Origin of the sequence: Streptomyces murinus (genome assembly GCF_002154555.1) — a bacterium.
GTDB classification, from domain to species: Bacteria; Actinomycetota; Actinomycetes; order Streptomycetales; family Streptomycetaceae; genus Streptomyces; species Streptomyces murinus.
In genome coordinates this window covers 1-22705 of record NZ_MUNF01000067.1, presented here as the reverse complement: position 1 = coordinate 22705, position 22705 = coordinate 1, and the positions used below count along the sequence as shown (strand labels likewise).

15 protein-coding genes are annotated in these 22705 nt (G+C 72.7%); all 15 read left to right on the top strand.

The genetic code is table 11. The features are described 5' to 3' along the window. Positions 1–1403: non-ribosomal peptide synthetase (locus CCN72_RS05385; RefSeq protein WP_143664046.1), on the top strand; the 1403-nt coding region annotated here is incomplete at its 5' end. Between the two features lie 26 nt (positions 1404–1429). Then, the gene (locus CCN72_RS05380; protein ID WP_086806542.1) at positions 1430–3874 is read left to right on the top strand and encodes a non-ribosomal peptide synthetase; all 2445 of its coding nucleotides are present in this window, start codon (positions 1430–1432) and stop codon (positions 3872–3874) included. Positions 3875–3929: 55 nt separating this feature from the next. Next, a complete protein-coding gene (locus CCN72_RS39895) occupies positions 3930–8684 on the top strand; it encodes an excinuclease ABC subunit UvrA (RefSeq protein WP_086806541.1) in 4755 nt (1584 codons plus the stop codon). Then, positions 8681–9652, top strand: a complete 972-nt coding sequence (locus CCN72_RS05370) for a prenyltransferase/squalene oxidase repeat-containing protein (protein ID WP_086806540.1) — start codon at positions 8681–8683, stop codon at positions 9650–9652. Before CCN72_RS39895 ends, CCN72_RS05370 begins: the two co-directional genes overlap by 4 nt. 254 nt (positions 9653–9906) lie before the next feature. After that, positions 9907–13794 (top strand): non-ribosomal peptide synthetase, encoded by a 3888-nt coding sequence (locus tag CCN72_RS05365; RefSeq protein ID WP_143664045.1) that lies wholly within the window; start codon positions 9907–9909, stop codon positions 13792–13794. A 15-nt stretch (positions 13795–13809) separates the two neighbouring features. Continuing rightward, positions 13810–14652 (top strand): DUF6202 family protein, encoded by an 843-nt coding sequence (locus CCN72_RS05360; protein WP_086806538.1) that lies wholly within the window; start codon positions 13810–13812, stop codon positions 14650–14652. 2 nt (positions 14653–14654) lie between these two features. Next, positions 14655–15479, top strand: a complete 825-nt coding sequence (locus CCN72_RS05355; protein ID WP_086806537.1) for an aspartyl/asparaginyl beta-hydroxylase domain-containing protein — start codon at positions 14655–14657, stop codon at positions 15477–15479. A 48-nt stretch (positions 15480–15527) separates the two neighbouring features. Then, complete coding sequence (locus tag CCN72_RS05350; RefSeq protein WP_086806536.1) at positions 15528–16574, top strand: ketoacyl-ACP synthase III family protein; 1047 nt, start codon at positions 15528–15530, stop codon at positions 16572–16574. Beyond that, on the top strand, positions 16571–18496 hold the full coding sequence (locus tag CCN72_RS05345) for an HAD-IIIC family phosphatase (protein WP_086806535.1): 1926 nt from the start codon (positions 16571–16573) through the stop codon (positions 18494–18496). Before CCN72_RS05350 ends, CCN72_RS05345 begins: the two co-directional genes overlap by 4 nt. Next, entirely contained in the window at positions 18489–18779 is a 291-nt protein-coding gene (locus tag CCN72_RS05340; protein ID WP_086806534.1) for an acyl carrier protein, read from the top strand. The genes CCN72_RS05345 and CCN72_RS05340 overlap by 8 nt, the downstream gene beginning before the upstream one ends. After that, positions 18776–19204 carry a VOC family protein gene (locus CCN72_RS05335; protein ID WP_086806533.1) on the top strand — a complete coding sequence of 143 codons (429 nt, stop codon included), beginning with the start codon at positions 18776–18778 and terminating at the stop codon, positions 19202–19204. Before CCN72_RS05340 ends, CCN72_RS05335 begins: the two co-directional genes overlap by 4 nt. 57 nt (positions 19205–19261) lie before the next feature. Beyond that, positions 19262–20101 carry a dimethylargininase gene (gene ddaH, locus CCN72_RS05330; protein WP_208637924.1) on the top strand — a complete coding sequence of 280 codons (840 nt, stop codon included), beginning with the start codon at positions 19262–19264 and terminating at the stop codon, positions 20099–20101. Positions 20102–20132: 31 nt separating this feature from the next. Then, a complete protein-coding gene (locus CCN72_RS05325) occupies positions 20133–20747 on the top strand; it encodes a nitroreductase family protein (protein WP_086806532.1) in 615 nt (204 codons plus the stop codon). A gap of 62 nt (positions 20748–20809) precedes the next feature. Beyond that, positions 20810–21490, top strand: coding sequence for a 4'-phosphopantetheinyl transferase family protein (locus tag CCN72_RS05320; RefSeq protein ID WP_161218294.1), 681 nt, complete (start codon positions 20810–20812; stop codon positions 21488–21490). Between the two features lie 112 nt (positions 21491–21602). Next, positions 21603–22550, top strand: coding sequence for a helix-turn-helix transcriptional regulator (locus CCN72_RS05315; RefSeq protein WP_232988469.1), 948 nt, complete (start codon positions 21603–21605; stop codon positions 22548–22550). Positions 22551–22705: the final 155 nt, after the last annotated feature.

The following is a 22705-nucleotide window of genomic DNA, read 5'->3' as shown; positions in this document are numbered from 1 at the left end:
TGGACGAGCCGGCCACGGCGGCCGAGGTGGCGGCCCGCCCCGACCACGACCTGACCGACGCGGAACGCACCGCCCCGCCGCACCCCGCGCACCCCGCGTACGCCATCTACACCTCCGGCTCCACCGGGCGCCCCAAGGGCGTCGTCGTCGCCCACCGCAGCGTCGTCAACCTGGCGGCCTGGGCGGGCGAGACCTTCACCGCGGAGCAGCTCTCGCGGGTGCTGGCCGCCACCTCGCTGAACTTCGACGTGTCCGTCTTCGAGATGTTCGGCCCGCTGCTGAACGGCGGTTCGGTCGAGATCGTGCCCTCGCTGCTGAGCCTCGCCGATCCGCCCGCCGGCCGCCCCTACACGGCGTCCCTGGTGAGCGGTGTGCCCTCCGCGCTGGCCCACATCCACGGCACCGGCGGACTGAAGGCCCGGGCCCGCACGGTGGTCATGGCCGGCGAACCGCTGTCCGCGAAGGCCGCGAACGACGTCCGCGGTGCCCTCGGCGCCGAACTCGTCGGCAATCTGTACGGACCCACCGAGTCCACCGTGTACGCCACCGCGTGGTTCACCCGGGACGACGTCCAGGGCCTCCCGCCGATCGGCAGGCCGCTGCGCAACACCCGGACATACGTCCTGGACGCGGCACAGCAGCCGGTGCCGGTGGGCGTCGTGGGCGAGCTGTACCTCGCGGGCGAGGGCCTGGCGCACGGCTATCTGCACCGCCCCGGCCTCACCGCTGACCGCTTCCTGCCCGATCCGTTCGGGGGCCCCGGCACCCGGATGTACCGCACCGGTGACCTGGTCCGCTGGAGTGCCGACGGCGAACTGCTCTGCCTCGGCCGCGCCGACCAGCAGGTGAAGATGCGGGGCTACCGCATCGAACTCGGCGAGATCGAGGCGCATCTGTCCGGCCATCCCGACGTCGAGCAGGCCGTCGTCGCCGTGCAGCGGCTCGCCTCCGGCGACCAGCGGCTCGTCGCCTACACGCTGGGCCGGCGGCCGGTGTCCTCCGACGCGCTGCGGGAACACCTGGAGGGCCGGCTGCCCGGGTACATGGTTCCCGGCGCGTACGTCCGCCTGGACGCCCTCCCGCTGAACGTGAACGGCAAGGTCGACCGCTCCGCCCTGCCGGAACCCGAAGACGACGGCGGGACGGAGGGAACCCACGTCCCCCCGACGACCCCGCTGGAGAAGGACCTGGCGGAGATCTGGTCCGACGTGCTCTCCCGGGACCGGGTCGGGCTCACGGACAACTTCTTCGCCCTCGGCGGTCACTCCCTCCTCGTCACCCAGCTGACCGCCCGTATCCGGCAACGCCTGGGCGTGGTGCTCGGCCTGCTCGACGTCTACACCACCGAGAACCTGGGCGAACTCGCCCAGACCATCGCGCGCATGAACGGCCTGACGCAGTGACTCCCGTGTCCCGAAAGGGGAATGCAGTGTCCATCGAAGGCACTCCGCTCGTAACGCCCGGCCACACCGCCGAGGCGGTACCGTTCCGGCTGGCTCCGCAGGTGCGCGAGCAGGTGTCGCGGACGGCCCGCCGGCACGGGGTGGCCGAACCCGCCGTCCTGCTCGCGGCCCTGCTCGCCACGCGGTTCCGCCACTTCCGCCGTGAGAACGCCGAGGTCGTCGCGGGCCCCGACGACCGGCGGCCCGCGGTGCTCACGGTCACCGGTGACGCGGCCTTCGCGGACGTGCTCCGCGCCGCGGACCGGGCCCTGACCACCGGGCCCGGCACCGGGCCGGTGGCCGACGCGCTGCCCGACGGGACCGTCGAGCGGATCGTCTTCGAGCACACGCCGGGTGCCACCGGCCACGCGTCGGCCGCCGCCGGGGAGCGCGCGCCGGACGGCCGCCTGCACTGCGTCGTACGGATCGCCGATCAGGACGTCACCGGCTCCCTGGGGTGCGGCTCGCTGCCCTCCGACTGCACGGCCGGGGAATGGGCCGCCCGCTTCCTGACCCTGCTCGCCGACGCCGTCCGGCGCCCGGCGGCCCGGGTCGACGAACTCGCGCTGCTGACAGAGCGGTCGCGGGACGACATCGCCGCGGCGGCCAACAGCGGCTACGAGGACTACCGGGGACTGCGGACCCTGCACGAGGCGTTCGAGGAGTCCGTGCGGCGCCACCCCGACGCCGTCGCGGTGGAGGCGGGGGGCCGGTCGGCGACCTACGCCGAACTCGACGGCCGGGCCAACCTGCTGGCCCACGTCCTCGCGGCCGCCGGCATCGGCGCGGAGAGTCTGGTCGCCGTCTGCGTGGAACGCTCGGCGGATCTCCTCGTGGCCCTGCTCGCGGTCCTCAAGCGAGGAGCGGCGTTCGTGCCGCTGGAGCCGATGCTGCCGGCCGAACGCGTGGCGGTCATCACCGGTGACGCGCGGGTCGCGGCCGTGGTGGTGCAGGACGGCCGGACGGAACGGCTCGACGGCCTCGGCGTCCCGCTGATCCCGGTGCCCGCCGAGGGCGGTGAGCCCGCCGCGCCCCCGGTGACGGTCTCGCTCGACCAGGCGGCGTACGTGTACTACACCTCGGGATCGACCGGCACCCCCAAGGGCGCCGTCATCGATCACCGCTGCGCGGCGGGCCGCCTGGAGTGGCTCGGCCGGCGCTACGGCCTGCGGCCGGGCGACCGGGTCGTCCACAAGACGCCGCTCATCTTCGACGTGGCGATCTGGGAGCTCTTCGGCCCTCTGGCGGCCGGGGCGACCGTCCTGATGGCGGACCCCGGAGCCGAGTCCGACGTCGTCCACCTCGGACAGCTCTTGTCCACCGAACGGGTGGTGTTCGCGCACTTCGTCCCGTCGATGCTCAACGCCTACCTCAACCTCGCCCCGGAGGTGGACTGCCCCGACCTGCGCTGGGTGCAGCTGTCCGGGGAGGCGGCGAGCGCGAGCCTCCTGGAACGGTTCGCCGAGCGCTTCACGGCGGAGCTGCACAACCTGTACGGGCAGACCGAGACGTCCGAGGTGGCCGGTTGGGAGGGCCGCTCCTACGACGGCCGGGGCGGCCTGCCCATCGGCCGGCAGATCGGCGTCTACCGCCTGTTCGTCCTCGACGAGGCGCTCCGCCCGGTGCCGCCCGGAGTCCCCGGCGAGCTGTGCGTGTCCGGCATCGGCGGCCTCTCCCGAGGGTATCTTCGCCGGCCCGCTCTGACCGCGGACCGGTTCGTGCCGCACCCGTACCCGATGGCGCCCGGGGAACGGCTCTACCGAACCGGCGACCTGGTGGCCATGGACGCCGAAGGCAACGTCCAGTACCTCGGACGGCTCGACAACCAGGTGAAGATCCGCGGCTGCCGGGTGGAGACCGGAGAGGTCGAGGCGGTCCTCGCCGGCCACCCCGCGGTCCGCGAGTGCGCCGTCACCGTCTTCCGGGACGAGGACGGTGCCGACCAGCTCGCCGCGTACGTCGCCGGCGACGACTGGGACGTCTCCGGCCTGGCCGCCTTCGCCGAACAGCGGCTGCCCGGCTACATGTTGCCCGCGGTGTACGTGCCGCTCCAGGAGCTGCCCCACACCCCCTCGGGCAAGCTCGACCGGCGGGGGCTGCCCGCACCGAGCCTGGACGACCGCCAGGCGCGGGCCGGCGCGGACTCGGCGCAGAGCGAACTGGAGGAGCAGGTGGCCGGCCTGTGGCGGGACGTGCTCGGTGTCGAGCGGATCGGCCGCACCGACAACTTCTTCGCCGTCGGCGGCAATTCGCTGAAATCACTCCAACTCCTCAACCGGGTGAACGCCACCTTCGGCGTACAGGTCGCCGTCCGTGACTTCTTCGCCCTGCCGACGGTCGAGGGAGTGGCCGACGCGATCGAGAAGGCGCTGACCGAACTCGTCGCCGGCTTGTCCGAGGAAGAGGCTGCTAGGCTGCTCAGCACTCTCTAGGCTCCCCGGGGACGGAACGCACAGCAGTGGAAAAGGCGGCCGGGAGGGCCTTCTCTTGAGCGCACACAAGGCCGGACTCCGGATCGAGGGCGCGACGGAGAACAATCTCCGCGATGTCGACGTGACGCTGTCCGAAGGCATCTCCGCGGTCGTCGGGGCCTCGGGTTCGGGCAAGTCCTCCCTGGTCTTCGACACGTTGTACCGGGAGGCCAGACACCGGTTCCTGGCCACGCTCCAGGGCGCGCAGGGGACCGTCCGGGCGGCCCGGGTCCGCGCGGTCCACGGGCTGCGGCCGGCCGTCGCGGTCGGCCAGAACGTCCTCAACCGCAACCCCCGTTCCACGGTCGCCACCGCGGTCGGCGTCCATCCCTTCCTCCGCGTGATCTACGCGCGGTTCGCCGTCCTGCGCTGCCCGCGCTGCGGCGAGGTGACGCAGACGACGTCTGCCGAGGAACAACTGGCCCTGCTGCGGACGGCGGCGGCGACGACCCCGGTCGAGGTCGTCGCCCCGCTGGTCCGGGGCGCCCTGGGCACGCACGGCCGGCTCCTGGCCGGCCTCGCCGACCGCTTCGGGGCATTGTGCGTCACCGTGGACGCGGCGCCCTGGTCCGGTGCCCCGCTCGACCCCGGGCTGCCCCACACCGTCGAGGTACGGGTCGGCACCCTCGCCCCGGGCGACGACGCACGGGCCGCCCGCGCCCTCCTCGACGCGGTCGCCGCGCTCGGCTCCGTACAGGTGAAATTCCGTACGGCAACGGGCTTACGGGTCCTGTCCCGTGCCCCGCTGTGCACCTCCTGCGGCGCGGCGCTCCCCTCGGTGCGGCCCCAGGACTTCAGGGCCGACGGGCCGGAAACGGCCGGGTACGAACTCGCCGGCCTGACCCTGCCGGCCTTCCTCCGGCTCGATGTGAGCCGGGCCCGCGCGGCACTGGCCGGCACCGCGCTGCCGCCGCAGGCCGACAACGCCTCACGACACGTCCTGCGCCGCCTGGACGCGCTCGACGCCCTCGGCCTCGGCTACCTCACCCTGGACCGCTCCTCGCCGACCCTGTCCCGGGGCGAGGCCCAGCGGCTGCGGATCGCGGTCCTGCTCGCCAACGACGTCGAGGACCTGCTCCACATCCTCGACGAGCCCACCATCGGCCTGGACCCGGACCAGGTGCGCGGGCTCCTCGGTGAACTCGGCCGCCTGGCCGGCCCGGTGGTGCTGGTGGAGCACGACCGTACCGCCGTCGCGGGCGTCGAACGGGTCGTGGAGATCGGACCGGAGGCCGGCTCCGGCGGCGGACGCGTGGTGTTCGAGGGGACGCCCGAGGAACTGTGGCGGGCGGACACCGTCTCCGGCCGCTGGTTCTCCGGCCGGGAACGACTGGTCCCGCCCGCGGGCGCGGCGGCCGACGCCGGCGGCGCCCGGCTCACCGTCCGGCAGGCGGACGCCCACAACCTGACCGGCTTCGACTGCGCGTTCCCGATCGGCGCGCTCACCGTGGTCACCGGCCCGTCGGGCGCCGGGAAGAGCACGCTGGTCCGCGAGGTGCTGGTCGCCTCCCTGGAGGCCGGCGAGCCCCGGGGCTGCGCCGCGCTGGAGGGGCCGGCGATCAGAGCGCTGACCGTCGACCAGTCGCCCATCGGGGTCAACCCGCGCTCCAACCCCGCCACTTACACCGGCCTTGCGGACCGCATCCGTGCCGTGCTCGCCGCCGCGACCGGCAGCCCGGCAGGCACCTTCTCCTTCAACCGCTCCGAAGGCGCCTGCCCCACCTGCGCCGGCATGGGATCCGTCGAGGTCAAACTGCGCTTTCTGCCCTCCGAATGGGTGCCGTGCGAGGCCTGCGGCGGACGGCGGTTCGGCGCCGACGCGCTGGCGGTACGGGCCGAACTCGCCGACGGAGCGACGTACTCCGTCGACGAGATCTACGACCTCAGCGTGCGCGAGGCGCTCCCGCTGTTCTCCCCCGACGGCCGGGCCCGCCGGATCATCCAGGCCCTGCTGGACGTCGGGCTCGGCTATCTCCGTCTGGGGCAGCCCTCCCCGACCCTGTCCGGCGGCGAGGCGCAGCGGGTGAAGCTCGCCAAGCAGCTCGCCGCCACCAAACCGGCCCAACTGGTGTACCTGGACGAGCCCTCCACCGGCCTCCACCCGGCGGACGTGCCGCGCCTGGCCGCCCTGCTGCGCGGTCTCACCGACCGGGGCAGCACGGTCGTGGTCGTCGAACACAACCAGGACATCGCCGCCATGGCGGACTGGACCGTCCGGATCGGACCGGGCAGCGGCCCCGACGGCGGCCAACTGCTGCACGCCGGTCCCCCCGCGCCGCCCACGGCGCAACCGGAACGGCCGGCCGTACCGGCCAGGCGCCCGCGGCAGGCCCGTACCGTCGTGGAGATCCGCGGCGCCCGGGCCAACAACCTCCGTGACGTGTCGGTGGACATCCCCAAGGGCAAGCTGACCGCGGTGGTCGGCGTCTCCGGCTCGGGCAAGTCGTCGCTGGTGCGGGACGTCCTCGAAGCCGAGGCCACGCGCCGGCTGCTGGAGTCGCTCTCGCTGTACGAGCGCCAGTCGGTGCGCGAGGGCCCCGAGGCGGAGGTCGGCTCGCTCACCGGACTCGGGCCCACCCTCGCCGTCGGCGCCGACGGACGCGCGCCCGGCCTGCGCAGCACCGTCGGCTCCAGCACGGAGCTCAGCCCGCACCTCGGTGTCCTTCTGGCCTATGCGGGGGCCCGCCGGTGTCCCGACTGCGGTGCGGAGCAACGGCGTTCGGGACACCGGCCGGGCAGCCCCTGGAGCTGCGCGGGCTGCGGCCGGCCGGGCACGCCGGCCGAGCCGGCGGACTTCTCACCCCTGCGCTACGAGGCCGCCTGCCTGCGCTGCCACGGCATGGGCACGGTGTCCCTCCCCCTGGTGGAGCGGCTGATCCACCGGCCCGAACGCCCGCTGTGCGACGGCGCGATGTACTCGCCCGGCTTCTATCCCCGCTCGTACCTGTCGAAGCCCGCCAACGGCGGCTACTGGATGCTGCTCGCGCTCGGCGAACGCCACGGCTTCGACCCCGAGCGCACCCCCTGGCGCGAGATGAGCCCGGCGGCACAGGAAGCCTTCCTCTTCGGCGAGGAAGAGGTCACTCTCTCGCCCGAGGCGCGGGTCACCCCGTCCGCGACGGTCCTGTGGCGCGGTGTCTTCCGCATCATGGACGGCTGGGACGTCGGCGGCCTGTACACCGAGCGGGTGCCGTGCCCCTCCTGCGGGGGCGGCCGGCTGCGCCCGCAGTTCCTGGACCAGCGCGTCGCCGGCCTGAACCGGCACGATCTGCACCGCGAGCCGGTCGACACCGTGCGGGCCGCCCTCGCCGGGCTGCGGCTGCCCGAGGGAACACCGGGCTGGGCCGTGCGCTCGCGTGCCGTCGCCCTGCGCCGGCTCGGCTTCCTGAGCAGGGTCGGCATCGGCCATCTGCACCTGGACCGGATGGCCAACACACTGTCGGCCGGGGAGCTTCAGCGGGTCCGGCTGACCGCCCTGCTCGGTGCCGAACTCACCGGGATGACCGTGCTGTTGGACGAACCCTCGCGCGGTCTGCATCCGCGCGAGGCCGACGTCCTCGGCGAGGTCCTGGACGAACTGCGCGACCAGGGCAACACGGTGGTCCTCGTCGACCACGACGCACGGCTGATCCGGCGGGCCGAGCACCGGATCGTGATGGGGCCGGGAGCCGGCCGCGACGGCGGCACCGTCCTCGCCTCCGGCAGCGCGGCCCAGGTGCGCGAGGACCCCCGGGCGCGCCGCCTCCTCGACCACCCGCTGCCCGCCCGAGCCGCCGGTCCGCGCGCCGAACCCACCGGCTGGCTGACCGTGCGCAAGCCCACCGAGAACAACCTCGACGGCCGGGACGTCCGCCTGCCGCTCGGTGTGCTCGCGGGGGTCTGCGGCGTCTCCGGCTCCGGCAAGTCGACCCTCGCACTCGGCATCCTGGCCCGCGCCCTGGCCCCGCGCAAGCTCACCACCTCGGCCGCCGCGACCCCGGTGGCCCCCGGAGCGCACGAGCGGATCGAGGGCGCGCCCCGGTCCGTGCGGCACATGGACCAGAGCAGCGTGGGCATCACCTCTCCCGGCGCCTACCTCAAGGTCCTCGCCCCGCTGCGGGAGTTGTACGCCGACTCCGCGGACGCCCGGCTGCGCGGCCTCGGCGCCGCCGACCTCCAGCCCCGCTGCGACGGCTGCAAGGGCAAGGGGAGGGTCGCCGAGGACATGGGCTTCATGCCGACCGTGCGGCGGCCCTGCGACGCCTGCGGAGCCACCGGCTACCGGGCCGAGGTCCGGGAACTGACGGTACGCGGGCACAGCCTGCCGGAACTGGAGCGGCTGAGCGTCGAGGAGGTCCTCGACCTGTGGGCGGACGTCGAGACGGTCGCCGGACCGCTGCGCGGGGCCGTGGAACTCGGCCTCGGGTACCTCGCCCTCGGCCAGGGCCCCGGCTCGCTCTCCGGTGGTGAGCGCCAGCGGCTCAAGCTCGTCCGCGAGATCGCCAAGGCGAACGACCGGCCCACGCTGTACATCCTGGACGAGCCCACGACGGGGCTGCACGACGCCGACGTGGAACGGCTGGTACAGGCCCTCGACGGCCTGGTGGCCGGGGGGCACGGCGTCCTGGTCGTGGACCACGATCCCCGGCTGCTCGCCTGCTGCGACTGGCTGGTCGAACTCGGGCCGGGCGGCGGCCCCGAGGGCGGACAGGTCGTCGCCGAGGGCACACCTCGGACGCTGGCGGCCCAGGACACCGCGACCGCCCCCTATCTGCGTGAGGTGCTGTCATGACGGAGTCCGCCTGGCCGCTGCTGTGCGACCCCTCCCCGGCGCTGCGCTGCCGCGTCCTGCGGGAGCTGCTGGACGTACCGCCGGACGATCCCGAACTGGTGGATCTGCTGGCCCGCCGGTACGACGACCGGGAGGCGCTCGCCCTGCTGGAGAGCGAGCCCGGCGGACTCCAGGAGCTGAGCCATCTGCTGTGCCGGCTGGGCCGGCTCGGGCTCGACCGCCAGCACCCGCGGGTCGCCGAACTGGTGGAGCGGGTCTTCGCGCACCGCCGCGAGGACGGCTCCTTCCCCTTGACGGAATTCCGTACGGACGACCGTTACACGATGATCCCGCTCCAGGCCGCCCTGCCGTTGCGGGGCCTCGGCTCCGTCGGCGCCGCGACCGACTCGCGGGCCGAGAAGTCGTACGCCTGGCTGCTGGACCGCCGTACCGAGGACGGTTCCTGGCCCACGGGCCTGGTGGCCGGACAGCCCGGTGGCGTTCCCGGCTACCGCAAGCTGCCGGGCTCGCCGGGCTGCCGGGCCAACACGGAGGCGGCGCTGGCCGCCCTCGTGCTGCACCCGGCCCACGCGCGGTCCGAACCCGCGCGCCGCGCCGCGGATCTGCTGCTGCGGCGCGAGACCCGGGACGAGTGGGCGCTGGGCACCGAGATCGCCCGGCTGCACGGCCGGGAACGCGCGGCGGGATTCATCTCCCTGCACGCCCGTTTCGACCTCGCCTTCGTGCTGGAGCTGGTCTCCCGGACCGGGGTGTCGGCCCGGGACGCCCGGGTGACCGACCTGGTGGACTTCCTCGACGGGCTGCGGGGCCCGGCCGGGCTGTGGGAGCACCCCGCGCATCCGTTGCTGAGCCGCTGGCTGACCCTCGACCTGCTGGTGAGCATGCGCCGACTGCGGGACGGAGACTGGACGGGCGACGGCCCGCGCCTGCGTTTTTGCTCCGGCGACATCGCCGTCACGCACCACTGAGCGCCTCGCCGCGGATTTCCGCCGGGCATGCGGGACGCCGGCCCCCCGCAGTTCCGCGACTTCCTTCGCTGTTCGACTGAAAAAGCGAGTCAGTCGAATACCAGAGGAATCGGATAGCTTCTTTCTCGTCTTCCAGAAGTGCTTCCGTTCCTGTGGGGTGTGAACAGGTGAGTCAGCTCAGTGCCGGGAAAGCGCAGCTTCTCGAAAGACTCCGCAGCCGAAAAGCGGAAAAGTCCGGGACCGATATTCCCAAGGTGCCGCAGGGCACCCGGGTTCCGCTGCTTCCCGCGCAGGCCCGCATCTGGTATTTCACCAGGCGGTTCCCGGAGAGCGCGGAGTACAACCTCTTCGACGCGGTGACCCTCGCCGAGGCGCCGAGCGAGGAACAACTGGCCGGTGCCGTACGGAGTTTGATGGCGCGCCATGACGCCCTGCGGCTGCGCATCGTCGAGGTGGACGGCGAGCCGGCGCAGGAGGACCTCGGGTCCACCGAACCGCCCGTTAGCTGGTACGACCTCGGCGATCTGGAACCGGCGGCCGCCCGCGCCCGTGCCACCGCCCTGATCGAGGCGGCGGCGGCGGTACCGCTGCGCACCGACGAGGCACCGATGTTCCGCGTGCTCGCGCTGCGCCTGCCGGGCGGCCGGGCTATGCTGGCGCTGGGATTCCACCATGTGATCATCGACCACTGGTCGGTGGGCCAGGTCGTACAGGAGCTCACCCGGCTGCTGGCCGGCGAGCAACTGCCGCCCGCGCACGGCGTCGGCTACCTGGACTACTGCGCCGCCCACGCCGGGAGCTTCGACGAGGCCCGCCACGAGCGCGAACTCGCCTACTGGAAGGGCCGGCTCGGCGGCGAACTCCCGGTGCTGGACCTGCCCAAGGACCGCCCCCGGCCGACGGAGGAGACCCGCAGCGGGGAGATGGTGGACTTCCGTGTCGCCTCCCCCCTCGCCGCGCGGGTACGCCGCTTCGCCACCGCCGAGAACACCTCGGTCTTCGTCGTGCTGCTCGCCGCCTACCAGGCCTTCCTGGCCCGGCTCACCGGGCAGACCGACCTGGTGGTGGGCTCCCCGCTCGCCGGCCGCGACGACGAGACCGCCGAGAAGGTCGTCGGCTGCTTCGTCAAGCCGGTCGCGCTGCGCGGGGACCTCTCCGCGGCGTCGAGCTTCCGCACCCTGGTCAAGCAGGCCCAGCAGACGGTGCTGGAGGCACAGGACCATCAGTCGGTGCCCTTCGAACGGGTCGTCGCCGAGCTGGGCGTGGTCCGGACGCCGGGCGTCAACCCCGTCTTCCAGACCATCTTCGGCGTCCAGGACGGCTTCGCCGTCGGCACGGACGGCGACGGCGGCACGCTGATCGGATTCGACACCAAGTCCGCCCGTACCGATCTGTCGGTCTCCATCACCGACGAAGGCGACGGCATGCGCGGCCTGATGGAGTACTCCTCGGACCTCTTCCACCGCTCGACCGTCGACCGGTTCGCGCGCATGTACCTGCGCCTGCTCCAGGCCGTGGTGGACGAGCCCGAGACCTCCGTCGCCACCGCGCCGCTGCTCTCGCCGGAGGACCGTCGGCACATCCTGGACGGCCTCAACGCTTACGAGCGCCCGTCGTTCCCGTACCGCACCCTGGCCGAACCCTTCGAGGAGCAGGTGCGGCGCACCCCCGACGCGGTCGCCCTGGTGGGCGAGGAGGGGCAGCTCAGCTACGCCGAGATGAACGCACGGGCCAACCGGCTCGCCCATCACCTCAGGGAGCGCGGCGTGCGCCCCGGCGGCCGGGTCGCGATCTGCATGGAGCGCGGATTCCCCATGGTGATCGCGCTGTACGCGGTGGCCAAGGCGGGCGCGGCCTACGTCCCGATGGACCCGGACCTGCCCGAGGGCCGGATGGACTTCATGCTCGCCGACACCGAGCCGCAGCTGGTGCTCGTCGACGGCCCGGGGTCCCGCCGGCTCCCCGAGGGCCCCTGGCCGGTCCTGCGGCTCACCGGCGACGAGCGCCCCTGGGAGCACTGCTCCGCCGAGAACCCGCCGGTGACGGTCCCGGCCAACGCTCTCGCGTTCCTGCTGTACACCTCCGGCTCGACGGGGCGGCCCAAGGCCGTGGCCTACCCGGTGGACGGAGCCCTCGCCAACATCTTCTGGCTCCAGCGGTCCTACCCGTTCGGGCCCGGCGACGCGAACATCCTCAAGACGTCCTACGGCTTCGACGTCTCCACCTGGGAACTGTTCTGGCCGCTGTACAACGGGGCGCGTCTCGTCGTCGCCCGGCCCGGCGGCCACCGCGACCCCGAGTACCTGGTCCGGCTGATCGAGCGGTACCGGGTCACCACCCTCTTCTTCGTACCGACGATGATGGAGGTGTTCCTGGAGGCGGTGCCACCCGGCGGCTGCCGCTCGCTGCGCCGGGTCATCATCGGCGGCGAGGCGGTCAAGCCCAGGCTGCGGGACGCCTTCCACGCCCGCTTCGACGGCGCGTTCATCAACTGCTGCGGCCCCACCGAGGCGGGGACCGTCGTCGAGGGCGTCATCCCCCGGGAGCCGGGCGTACCCGTGCTGCCGCTGGGCCGGCCCTGCGGCAACTTCCGGACCTACGTCCTCGGACCCGGTCTGGAGGTACTGCCCGTCGGCGTGCCCGGCGAGATGTACATCGGCGGCGAGATCGGCCTGGCGCACGGCTACCACAACCGGCCCGCGATGACCGCCGACCGCTTCCTGCCGGATCCGTTCGGACCCGACGGCGGCCGGATGTACCGCACCGGCGACCTGTGCCGGTTCCGCGCGGACGGGGTGCTGGAGCACCTGGGGCGGATCGACCGGCAGGTGAAGGTCAGGGGGCTGCGCATCGAGCTCTCCGAGATCGAGTCGGTGATCCGCGACCACCCGGGCGTACAGGCGTGCGCCGCCCTCGCCCCCGGCGGCTTCGACGGCCGGATCGCCGCCTTCGTGGTGCCCGAGCCGGGCGCCGAACCCGACCCGGGCGAGGTGGAGCGCCACGCCCGCCACCTGCTGCCGACCCACATGGTGCCCGCGGCCGTCGTCGCCGTCGACCACATCCCGTACAACGTCAACGGGAAGATCGACGAGAAGGCGCTGCTGGCCCGGCTTGGCCATGAGGCCGCCGGTGTCTCGGCCGAACTCGTCGAACCCCGGGGCGAGACGGAGACCCGCCTTACGGCGGTCTTCCGCGAGGTGCTCGGCATCGGCGCGCTCAGCGTCGTCGACAGCTTCTTCGCGCTGGGCGGCCACTCCCTGCTGGTGTTCAAGCTGATCGCGGCCTGCACCCGGGATCTGGGCGTGCGTCCCACCGTCGGCGATGTGTTCGCCGCGCCCTCCGTGCGGGAGCTGGCCGTCCGCCTCGACGCGGAAGGGTGCACGGACGACGCCCTCGTGCCCCTGGTGCCGCCCGGGGGCCGGCCCATGGTCGTGCTGGTGCACGGTGCCGGCGGCTCGGTCCTGCCCTTCCACGCGGTCGCCTCCGCGCTCGGCGAGCGGTACGACGTGTACGGCCTCCAGGCCGTGGACGGCGCCCGGGAGGCGGAGTCCATCGAGGAGCTGGCGGACCGCTACGTCACCGCCGTCGACGCGGTCCGCGGCTCCCGGCCGCTGTTCCTGGCCGGCTGGTCCGTCGGCGGCTGCGTCGCGCTGGAGATGGCGCGCCGGTGGCAGGCGCGCGACGTCGAACTCGCGGGCGTCGCCCTGCTCGACAGCTGGCTGCCGCCTGCGGCCCTCGCGGACGAGCCGGCCGCACGGCGGGCACGGGAGGCGTTCGGCGCCATGGACCTGCTGGCCGGCGAGGGCGACGCGGCGGCCCGGCTGGCGGAACTCACGGAGGCGGCCGGGCACATCCCGGCCCTGCTGGAGCGGCACCGGGCCGCGTTCCTCCGGTACGCGCCCGAGCCCTACCCGGGCGCGGTGCGGCTGCTGCGGGCCGCCGAACCGTACCCCGACCCGCGCGTCGAATTCCCCGCGATCCTGCGGAGGGAGGACCACGGGTGGCGCGAGCGGATCCCGGACCTCGCCGTGAGCGAGATTCCCGGTAACCACTTCACTCTCATCTCGGAAGAGAATTCGGCGCATCTCGCCGGAGTCATTCACGAAATCGTCGACGACGTTCTCTCATTCGACGAGATCTAGGAATCTGGAGCAGCCGTGACTGATATCGAAATCACCGCCGAAGCGCGCAGCACGCTCGATGAGATCGTCGACCGCGAGATCGCCGAGGCCGGCCTCGGCCGGGCGGACAACCGCTTCTTCAGCTACGCCAGGGGATACACCACGGAGGATTTCACCGGTCCGCTGGCCGTCGCGCACCAGTGGCGTGCGATGACCAAGGCGTTCATGTTCACGACCCTGGCGGGTCTCGGCGCGACGGCTCGCCGGCTCAGCGCCCAGCAGTCCCCCTCGCTCGACGTCCTGGCCGCCTTCCAGACCATGTTCCGGGTCATCGGGGACGACCTGGCCAACCTCGCGTCCGTGTTCAGCGCGGTCGCCCCGAAGGGACCCGCGGGAACGCACTACGTGTGGTGGGAGGACTCCATCATCGCGCCGCTGGCGGAGCACGTCGAGGAGAGTGGCCGCCAGTCCGCCGCCCGGCTGCCCGAGGGCGTGCGGCGCCTGATCGAGAACATGGAGCGCTTCGCGGACTCCCCGCTCGGCGCCGCCGTACAGCTGCGCGTCGTCGAGACGATCGCGCTGGACATCGCCGTCGCCTTCCGCCGCGTCTACGGTCCACTGGAGGCGGGCGGCGAGCGGCTCTTCCCCGAGTCGGCGGACCTCGCCTGGATCGACTCGCACATCAAGGCCGAGACCTCGCACGCCGCACAGGTCAGCGACGACGAGACGGGCATGACCTTCCTCCTCACCACCGAGGCCGAGGCCCGTACCTTCGCCGAGCAGACGGCGGAGTACGCCGCCAGCTGGGCCGGGGCGCTCAACGCGTTCGCCGACTCCCTCGGCCTGCCGTCCACCGCCCCCGCCGCCCAGGCGGCCTGACCATGCACTCTCACCGGATCACCGCCCTGCCTCTGGACGAGGAACGGCTCAGCGCCGACCTCGCCGTCTCCGAGCGCTTCGTCTACAACGACTCCTACGCGGACTTCGTCAGCACCGGGCTGCTGCGCAGCACGATGCTCTGGAACCAGAGCGGCAGCCTGGACGAGGCGTCCCTCGGCGACTACGAGGGATCGGCCCGGCTCACGCCCCACGGCGAGGCCCTGCCCTACGTCCGGGAGCTGATCGGCCGCCTGTTCGATGTGCGGTATCTCAAGTACGCGCGCTTCATGCGGCTGGCGCCCGGCAGCGTCTACGTGCCGCACCGCGACTTCCTGGAACTCAAGTCGGACATGGTGCGCGTCCACCTCCCGCTCCAGACCGACGACACCGTGTTCGCCTCGGAGGAGAACACCGTCTTCCGGATGCGCCTGGGCGAGCTGTGGCGCCTCGACGCCACCCGGACCCACTCCGTCGGCTCCTTCTCCGACCGCGACCGCGTCCACATCGTCTGCGACTTCATCGCCGACAGCCTGGAGCAGGTCCTCGCGCTGGACACCCCCGCCGAACAGGAGCTCCCGGAGGGCAACGTCGCCGTACGCCCGCCGCTGACCGCGCAGGCGCGCCGGTCGCTGCTGGGCCTCGCCGAGGTCCTTGACGAGCACAACTACCAGGAGATCCAGACCCTCCTGATCAAGCAGCACTTCCGCACCGCCATCTCCGGCGACGAGGTCTTCGAGCTGCTGAAGGACATTGCGGCCGGCAGCGGCAGGGCCGATCTGCTGCACCGCGCCACCGCTCACGAGGAGTACTGCATGGTCAACAGGTGAGACCCGGCCGGCACCACCGTATGACGGAAACGGAAGGAGAGCAAGGACATGCGCTGGCAAGGAATCCATCTCGACGCCTGCGGAGCGGTTCTGGGCCACCGCGAGGAGACCTCGGCCGCGGTGGCGCAGGGGCGGTACGACGAGGCCGAGGCGGCGGCGGACGGCTATCTGTCCATCAGCGTCGCCGACGGCGGACCCGCCGTCGAACTGGCCGTCCAGGCCGCCGACCTGACCATGAGCCGCAGCACCGTCGAACCCGGTGACATCGACCTCGTCGTCCATTCGAGCTGTAGTCACCAAGGGCTCGACCACTTCGCCCCGGCCTCCTACGTCCAGGGCCGCACCATCGGGGGCCGCGCCGCCGCCGTGGAGGTCAAGCAGTACTCCAACGGCGGCCTGGCGGCCATCGAGATCGCGGCGGCCTACCTGGCCGCCCGGACCGAACGGTCCGCCGCCCTGCTGACCACCAGTGACGTGTTCGCCCTCCCCGCCTTCGACCGCTACCGCTCCGACAAGGGCGTGGTCTTCGGCGACGGAGGCACCGGGCTGGTGCTCTCCCGGCGGGGCGGCATCGCCCGGCTGCTGTCCACCGCCGTCATCAGCGACGGCACCTACGGCGCCGTGTACCTCGGCAACAAGCCCTTCGAGGAGGACGCGCGGGCGGGCGACGGCCCGGTCGACCTGCGCTCGCGCCGCGACGAATACCTCTTCGAGAACGGCGAGCTGCTGCTGCGGATCGTCCAGTCGCTCACCGAACGGCAGCAGGAGAGCGTCAGCGTCGCCCTGGCCGACGCGGGCCTCGACGCCGGGGACATCGACCGCTGGGTCCTCACCAACGTCGGCCGCACCCTGGACGACGTCGACTTCCGGGCCATGTTCGGCATCCAGGACGACCGGACCACCTGGGAATGGGGCCGCAGGGTCGGACACATCGGCGCGGCCGACCAGATAGCCGGCCTGACCCACCTGCTGGAGACGGGCGCGGTGAACCCCGGCGACCGGGTCGCGCTGTGCGGCATCGGCATGGGATTCACCTACGCCTGCGCCGTCGTCGAGATCCTGGAGCGGCCACGCTGGACGGCCGAGGCGTCATGACCACCTCGCCCTGCGATCCCGGGCCCGGGGCACACGACGGCCTGCTGCAACGGATTCGCGCCCTGCACGAGACACCCGACGCCACCGACCCCGGCCTCGCGGACGAGCTCGCCGCCCTCGACGACGCCCTGCTGCTGTGCGAGGCCGGCCTGCTGCTGGAGGGCGTGCGGGCGGCCCGGCTGACCCGCGCGCCGCTGCGCCGTACCGACCCCCTGCGGGTCGCCGTCGCCGCCACCTTCACCGCCGACGGTGTCGTACCGCTGCTGCGCGCGGCGCTCCTGGCCGCCGGTCTCGACGCCGAGATCCACCTGTGCCCGTACGACCGGCTCGGTCTCGAACTCAGCGACCCGCACTCCGCCCTGGCCGGGTTCGGACCCGAGGTGACGCTCTGCCTCCTGGACTCGGGGGCCCTGCTGCCGCGCGACTGGGACCCCTCCGCCCTCGACCCGGTCCACGCCGCTCTGCGGGAGCGGGTGGACACGTACACGGCGGCGGCCGCGGACTTCGCCGACCGCACGGGATCGGCCGTCCTGCTGCACACCGTGCCCCTGCCCCGCCCGGACCGCAGGAGCGTGATCAGCATGCGCGGCGGGGCGGCCCTCGGCCGTATCTGGCGCGAGGTCAACACGGCTCTGCTCAGCGCCGGGGAGACCCGTGACGGGATCTACACGGTGGACCTGGAGGCGCTCCTGACCGACGTGCCGGGGCCGGTGCGGGACGAACGGCGGTATCGCTTCGGCCGGTTGGCGTGGACGCCAGGCGTGGAACTGGCCTACGCCCGGGAGGCCGCTTCGTTCTGCCGGGCGGTCACCGGACTCGGCCGCAAGGTCCTGGTGCTCGACCTCGACAACACCCTCTGGGGAGGTGTCCTGGGCGACGACGGCCCCGCCGGGATCGAGCTGGGCACGCTCTACCCGGGCGACTGCTACACCGACCTCCAGCACCGGGCCCTGGCGCTGCGCCGCCAGGGCGTCCTGCTCGCGGTGTGCAGCAAGAACGAACGCGCCCCGGTGGACGAGGTGCTGGCCGGCCACCCGGACATGGTGCTGCGTCCGGACGACCTCGTCGCCGTCATGGCCGACTGGCAGCGCAAGGACCTGCACCTCGCCGGCCTCGCCGAGGAACTCTCCCTGGGCGTGGACGCGTTCGTCTTCGCGGACGACAGCCCGTTCGAGTGCGGGATGGTGGCGGACGCGCTGCCCCAGGTCGACGTCGTGCGACTGGACGGCGATCCCGCGTGCCACAGCGCGAAGCTCCTCGAACCCGCGCGTTTCGTGCAGTTGGGCGCGACGGCCACCGACGCCGAGCGCACCGCCCTCTACCGGAGCCGGCGCGAACGACACCGGCTCAGCACCGCGCACGCGTGTGCGGAGAACTATCTGCGCGCCCTCGGCATCCGCGTCACGGTCGGCCCTGCGGACGCGTTCACGCTGCCCCGGCTCGCCCAACTGGAGCTGCGCACCAACCAGTTCAACATGACCGGCCGCGCCCATGGCGAGGCCCTCACCCGGCGTCTGGCGGACTCGCCCGACCATCTCGTGCTCGCGGTGGAGGTGGCCGACCGCTACGGCTCCGAGGGCGTGGTGGGCGGTGTCTGGCTGGACCGGGCCCCGGACCGCTGGACCGTGCGCAACCTCGTCCTGAGCTGCCGGGTGCTGTCCCGGGGCGTGGAACAGGCCGTGCTCCAGTACGTCGCCGACCTCGCCCGCGAGGCCGGGGCCGGGGTGCTGCGGGCCTGCTTCCGGCCCACCGCGCGCAACGCGCCCGCCGCGGCGCTGTACCCGTCCGCCGGTTTCGAGCGCCCGGCGGACGGCCCCGCGGACGACGGGACGGTGTGCTATCAGGCTTCGCTCGAACGGCTTCCCCCACTGACCCCCGACTGGATAACCGTTGCTGCCAAGGAGGCGCTGAACCATGCCTGATGTGATGAGCGAACTGCGGCCCCTCGTCGCCCGGGTCACCCGGCGGCCGGTGGAGGACATCACCCCGGACTCGCGGTTCAGCGGCCTCGGCAGCTGGGGGAGCCTCGCCGCCATGCGGCTGCTCGCCGCGATCGAGCAGACCTACGGAGTGCAGCTGGACCTGCGCACGTACATGAAGGTGGAGACCGTCGGCGAACTGGCCGGGCAGCTCTCCCGGCTCGTGGCCGCCGGGTCCGGCCCGTACCTGGCCGGGACTCCCGGGCGGACACCGAACCCCCGATGATCCTCGGCATCGACCACATCGGGCTCGCCACCGGCCGGCCCGACCTGGCCGGCGCCCAGCTCGCCGCGCTCGGACTGGCCCGCACGGACCGCGGCGAGACCGAAGCCTACGGCGTGGACTGCGAGTTCTGGAGCCTTCCGGGCGACCGGGGCGGGACCGCCGTCGAACTGGTCTCGCCGACCCGGCCGGATTCCGCCGTGAGCGGCCGGCTGGCCGGTGTCGGGCCGGGTTTCTACCACATCGCGCTCACCGTCGACGATCTCGCCGGGGAGACGGCACGGCTGCGCCGGGAGGGCTTCCTCGCGCTTGACGCGGAGCCCTGCAAAGGCGCCCGGCCGGGGATGCGCGTCGCGTTCCTCTATCTGCCCGAACCCGCGGAACTCATGGTCGAGTTGGTCCACTACACCCTCGAACCGTCCCGCTGAGCACACCCCGCCCCCTGCGTCCGCCACCACACGTGGCCCTCCGCCCCGGGAAGTCACATGTCATTCGACCCGACCGCCGTCCCCGCGAAGACCCGCGTCCAGCGCCGTCGGCACTATCTGATGTGCCGTCCGGCCCACTTCGAGGTCGTCTACGCCATCAATCCGTGGATGGACCCCGAGAAGCCCGTCGACACGGCGCTCGCCGTCCTCCAGTGGGAGCGGCTGCACGACCTCTACCTCAGCCTCGGCCACACCGTCGACCTGATCGACCCGGTGCCCGGACTGCCCGACATGGTCTACGCGGCCAACGGCGCCACGGTCGTGGACGGCCGGGTGCTCGGCGCCTCCTTCCGCAACGCGGAGCGGCGTCCTGAGGGACCCGCCTACCTGGCATGGTTCGAGCAGCACGGGTACACCGAGCGGCACGAGGCGCGCCATGTCAACGAGGGCGAGGGCGACTTCCTGGTCACCGACAGCTTCGTCCTCGCGGGGCACGGCTTCCGCAGCGACGTGCGCAGCCACCAGGAGGCACAGTCCTTCTTCGGCCGGCCCGTCATCGGCCTGGAGCTGGTCGACCCGCGCTACTACCACCTCGACACCGCGCTCGCCGTCCTCGCCGGCGACGAGATCATGTACAACCCCGACGCGTTCGCCCCGAGCAGCCTGAAGGTCCTGCGGTCGCTGTTCCCCGACGCGCTCCCGGTCTCCGCGGCCGACGCGGCGGTGTTCGGCCTGAACGCGGTCTCCGACGGCCTCAACGTGGTCCTGCCCGAGGCGGCCGGAGAGCTGTGCGCGCTGCTGCGCGCCCGCGGCTTCCACCCCATCGGCATGGACCTGTCCGAGCTGCTCAAGGGCGGTGGCAGCGTGAAGTGCTGCACGCTCGAGATCCGCCACTGAAATCCGCCCCCGAATCCCGGAAGGGACCTTCATGGACGTCATGACGGCCGTGCTGACGCGGCGCAGCGAGCAGATCCTGCACGGCCCCTCGCCCAGCGACGAGGAGTTCGCGTATCTGCTGCGCGGGGCCAACTCGGCCCCCGACCACGGGCGGCTGCGCCCCTGGCGCTGGATCCTGCTGCGGGACGACGACCGTGACGCCCTGGGGGAGTGCCTCGCCGGGGAGGACGGCCCCGACGCGAGCGCTGTCGAGCGGATGCGGGCCAAGGCACGCCGGGCGCCGCTGGTCGCCGCGCTGGTCTTCGCGCCGCGGGAGAGCGGCAGGGTCCCGGAGTGGGAGCAACTGGCCGCGGCCACCTGCATGGCGTACACGCTGATGCTCCTGCTGCACGCCCGCGACTACGGGAGCATCTGGCGGACCGGTGACGCGTCGCGCGGGGCGCCGGTCCGCCGGCTGCTGGGCCTGAAGCCGGGGGAGCGCATGCTCGGATTCCTGTACATCGGTACGCCGGACCCCTCGGTCACCCGCAACCGGCGGCCACTGGAGGACGTGTCCGGGCAGATGATGTCCTTCGCCGAGATCAGGGAGCGCGGCGAGGCCCGGGTGCCGGTCGGCCATGGCGCGGTCCTGCGGGCGGCAGGGTGAGGGCCCGCGCCCGGGCGGCGCCGGTTCCGCGTCCGGTCCCGCGTCCGGTCCCGGACCGGCCCTTGCCCGAGGCGCTCGACCTGCCCGAGCCGGGAGCGGCTCCGCATCTGTGGCTGGTCCGCACCGATGGGTACGCCCCGGGCGCCGCGGGCGTCGCGCTGCTGTCCCCGGCCGAGGTCCGGCGCAGGGCGGCGTTCGGCGGCGACATCGAGCGTCACCGCTACACCGTGGCTCATGTGGTGCTGCGGCGGCTGCTCGCGGGGTATCTGCGGCAGGCCCCGGCGAAGGTGCCGATCTCCCCGCTGCCCTGCGCGAGTTGCGGCGCGCCGGGCGGACGTCCCGGGCTGCCCGGCTCGACCTTGCACTTCTCGCTCTCCCACTGCGCGGACCTCGCCCTCTTCGCGTTCGCGCGCGGCCCGGTGGGCGTGGACGTCGAGGCGCTGCCCGAGCGAGGCACGGTCGACGGTGTGCTCGCGCGGCTGCACCCCCAAGAGCGGGCGGAGTTGGCGGCGTTGCCGCCGGGCGGACGCGAGCGGGCGTTCGTGCGGTGTTGGACGAGGAAGGAGGCATATCTGAAAGGCACCGGAGCGGGCCTGGCGCACGGCCTGGGGCAGCCTTACACCGGCAGTCGCGGAATACCGGCTTCCGTTCCCGGCTGGCGACTGGCGGACGTGGAAGTGGATCCCGGATACGGCGCGGCGGTGGCGGATTCAGTACTCCAATTGTCAGTGGATCACAAGTAATTGCATCGCGCCAAGTAGCCTTTCTGCCGTCAGGCGCTAACATCTCACTGGGTCGGAACAACCGTTTGGGGAGGAGCGGCTGTTGCTGGGAGTACTTGGCCTGGAGCCCGAGGTGGAAGCGATCTACCGATTGCTGCTGGAACAACCTGAATTGGGTGTACGGCAGGTTGCCGCACACTTGGGTTTCTCGGACGAAATGGTCCGCAGCGCCCTTGATGACCTCGCTGACTTGCGGCTCCTTCAGCCGGGCGAGGGTGATGGCCAGTTCATGACGGTGAGTCCGGAAGTAGGCCTCAGCGTGCTGCTGAACCGGATCGAGCTGGAATTCGGCTCGAAGCAGCGCCAGCTGGAGGCGGCCCGCTCGTCCGTCGAGGCATTGATCACTCAGTACGGTCAGCAGCAACACGCGCCGGAGATCGTGCAGCAGCATTTCGGCCTGGACGCGGTGCGTCTCCGGCTTGAACAGCTCGCCGAGACCGCGCGCAGCGAATGTCTCTCCTTCTTCCCCGGCGGAGCCCAGCGTCCGGACGTCATGGAATCAAGCAAACCCCTTGATCAAATGGCGCTGGAACGCGGTGTTTCGCTGCGCACGCTTTATCAGGACAGCTTCCGAAACGACCCTCCCACCCGCGAGTACGTCCACTGGCTTTCCACCTTGGGCGGGGAGACGCGCACCGTACCGAGTCTTCCGATGCTCATGGTCATCGTGGACCGGGAGGTCGCCCTGGTGCCGCTGGATCCCGCGGACGGCCGCCAGGGTGCCCTGGAGCTCCGCAGCCGTGGGGCCGTCGAGGCGCTGCACGTCCTGTTCACCCGCTTCTGGGACGCGGGCATCCCCTGGTACGAGCAGGACGGGCCGGACTCCAACGGCCTGTCCCGCCGGGAGCGGGAGCTGATGTACCTGCTGGCGAGCGGCCACACCGACGAGTTCATCAGCAAGAAGCTCGGGGTGTCGTTGCGCACGGTACGCCGCACGGTGTCCAACCTCATGGCCCGGCTGGAGGCGCGCAGCCGTTTCGAGGCCGGGGTGCGCGCGGCCCGCGCGGGCTGGCTCTCGTAGGCGCACGCCCACGGGCATCCAGGTGCCCCGCACGGCAGCGGTCCGGCCGGCCCGGGGAACGCGGCGAGGACGGTGCGCCCGGTCTCGTGGTTCGGGCGCACCGCCGGTTCAGGGGCGGGCCGGCCGGACCGCTGCCGTGCGGGGCACCTGGATGC

What these genes read in the sequence shown, in the direction of transcription:
- CCN72_RS05370 (WP_086806540.1), top strand. Translation starts at nt 8,681, where the DNA reads ATGACGGAGTCCGCCTGGCCGCTGCTGTGCGACCCCTCCCCGGCGCTG.
- CCN72_RS05355 (WP_086806537.1), top strand. Translation starts at nt 14,655, where the DNA reads ATGCACTCTCACCGGATCACCGCCCTGCCTCTGGACGAGGAACGGCTC.
- CCN72_RS05350 (WP_086806536.1), top strand. Translation starts at nt 15,528, where the DNA reads ATGCGCTGGCAAGGAATCCATCTCGACGCCTGCGGAGCGGTTCTGGGC.
- CCN72_RS05345 (WP_086806535.1), top strand. Translation starts at nt 16,571, where the DNA reads ATGACCACCTCGCCCTGCGATCCCGGGCCCGGGGCACACGACGGCCTG.
- CCN72_RS05340 (WP_086806534.1), top strand. Translation starts at nt 18,489, where the DNA reads ATGCCTGATGTGATGAGCGAACTGCGGCCCCTCGTCGCCCGGGTCACC.
- CCN72_RS05335 (WP_086806533.1), top strand. Translation starts at nt 18,776, where the DNA reads ATGATCCTCGGCATCGACCACATCGGGCTCGCCACCGGCCGGCCCGAC.
- ddaH (WP_208637924.1), top strand. Translation starts at nt 19,262, where the DNA reads ATGTCATTCGACCCGACCGCCGTCCCCGCGAAGACCCGCGTCCAGCGC.
- CCN72_RS05325 (WP_086806532.1), top strand. Translation starts at nt 20,133, where the DNA reads ATGGACGTCATGACGGCCGTGCTGACGCGGCGCAGCGAGCAGATCCTG.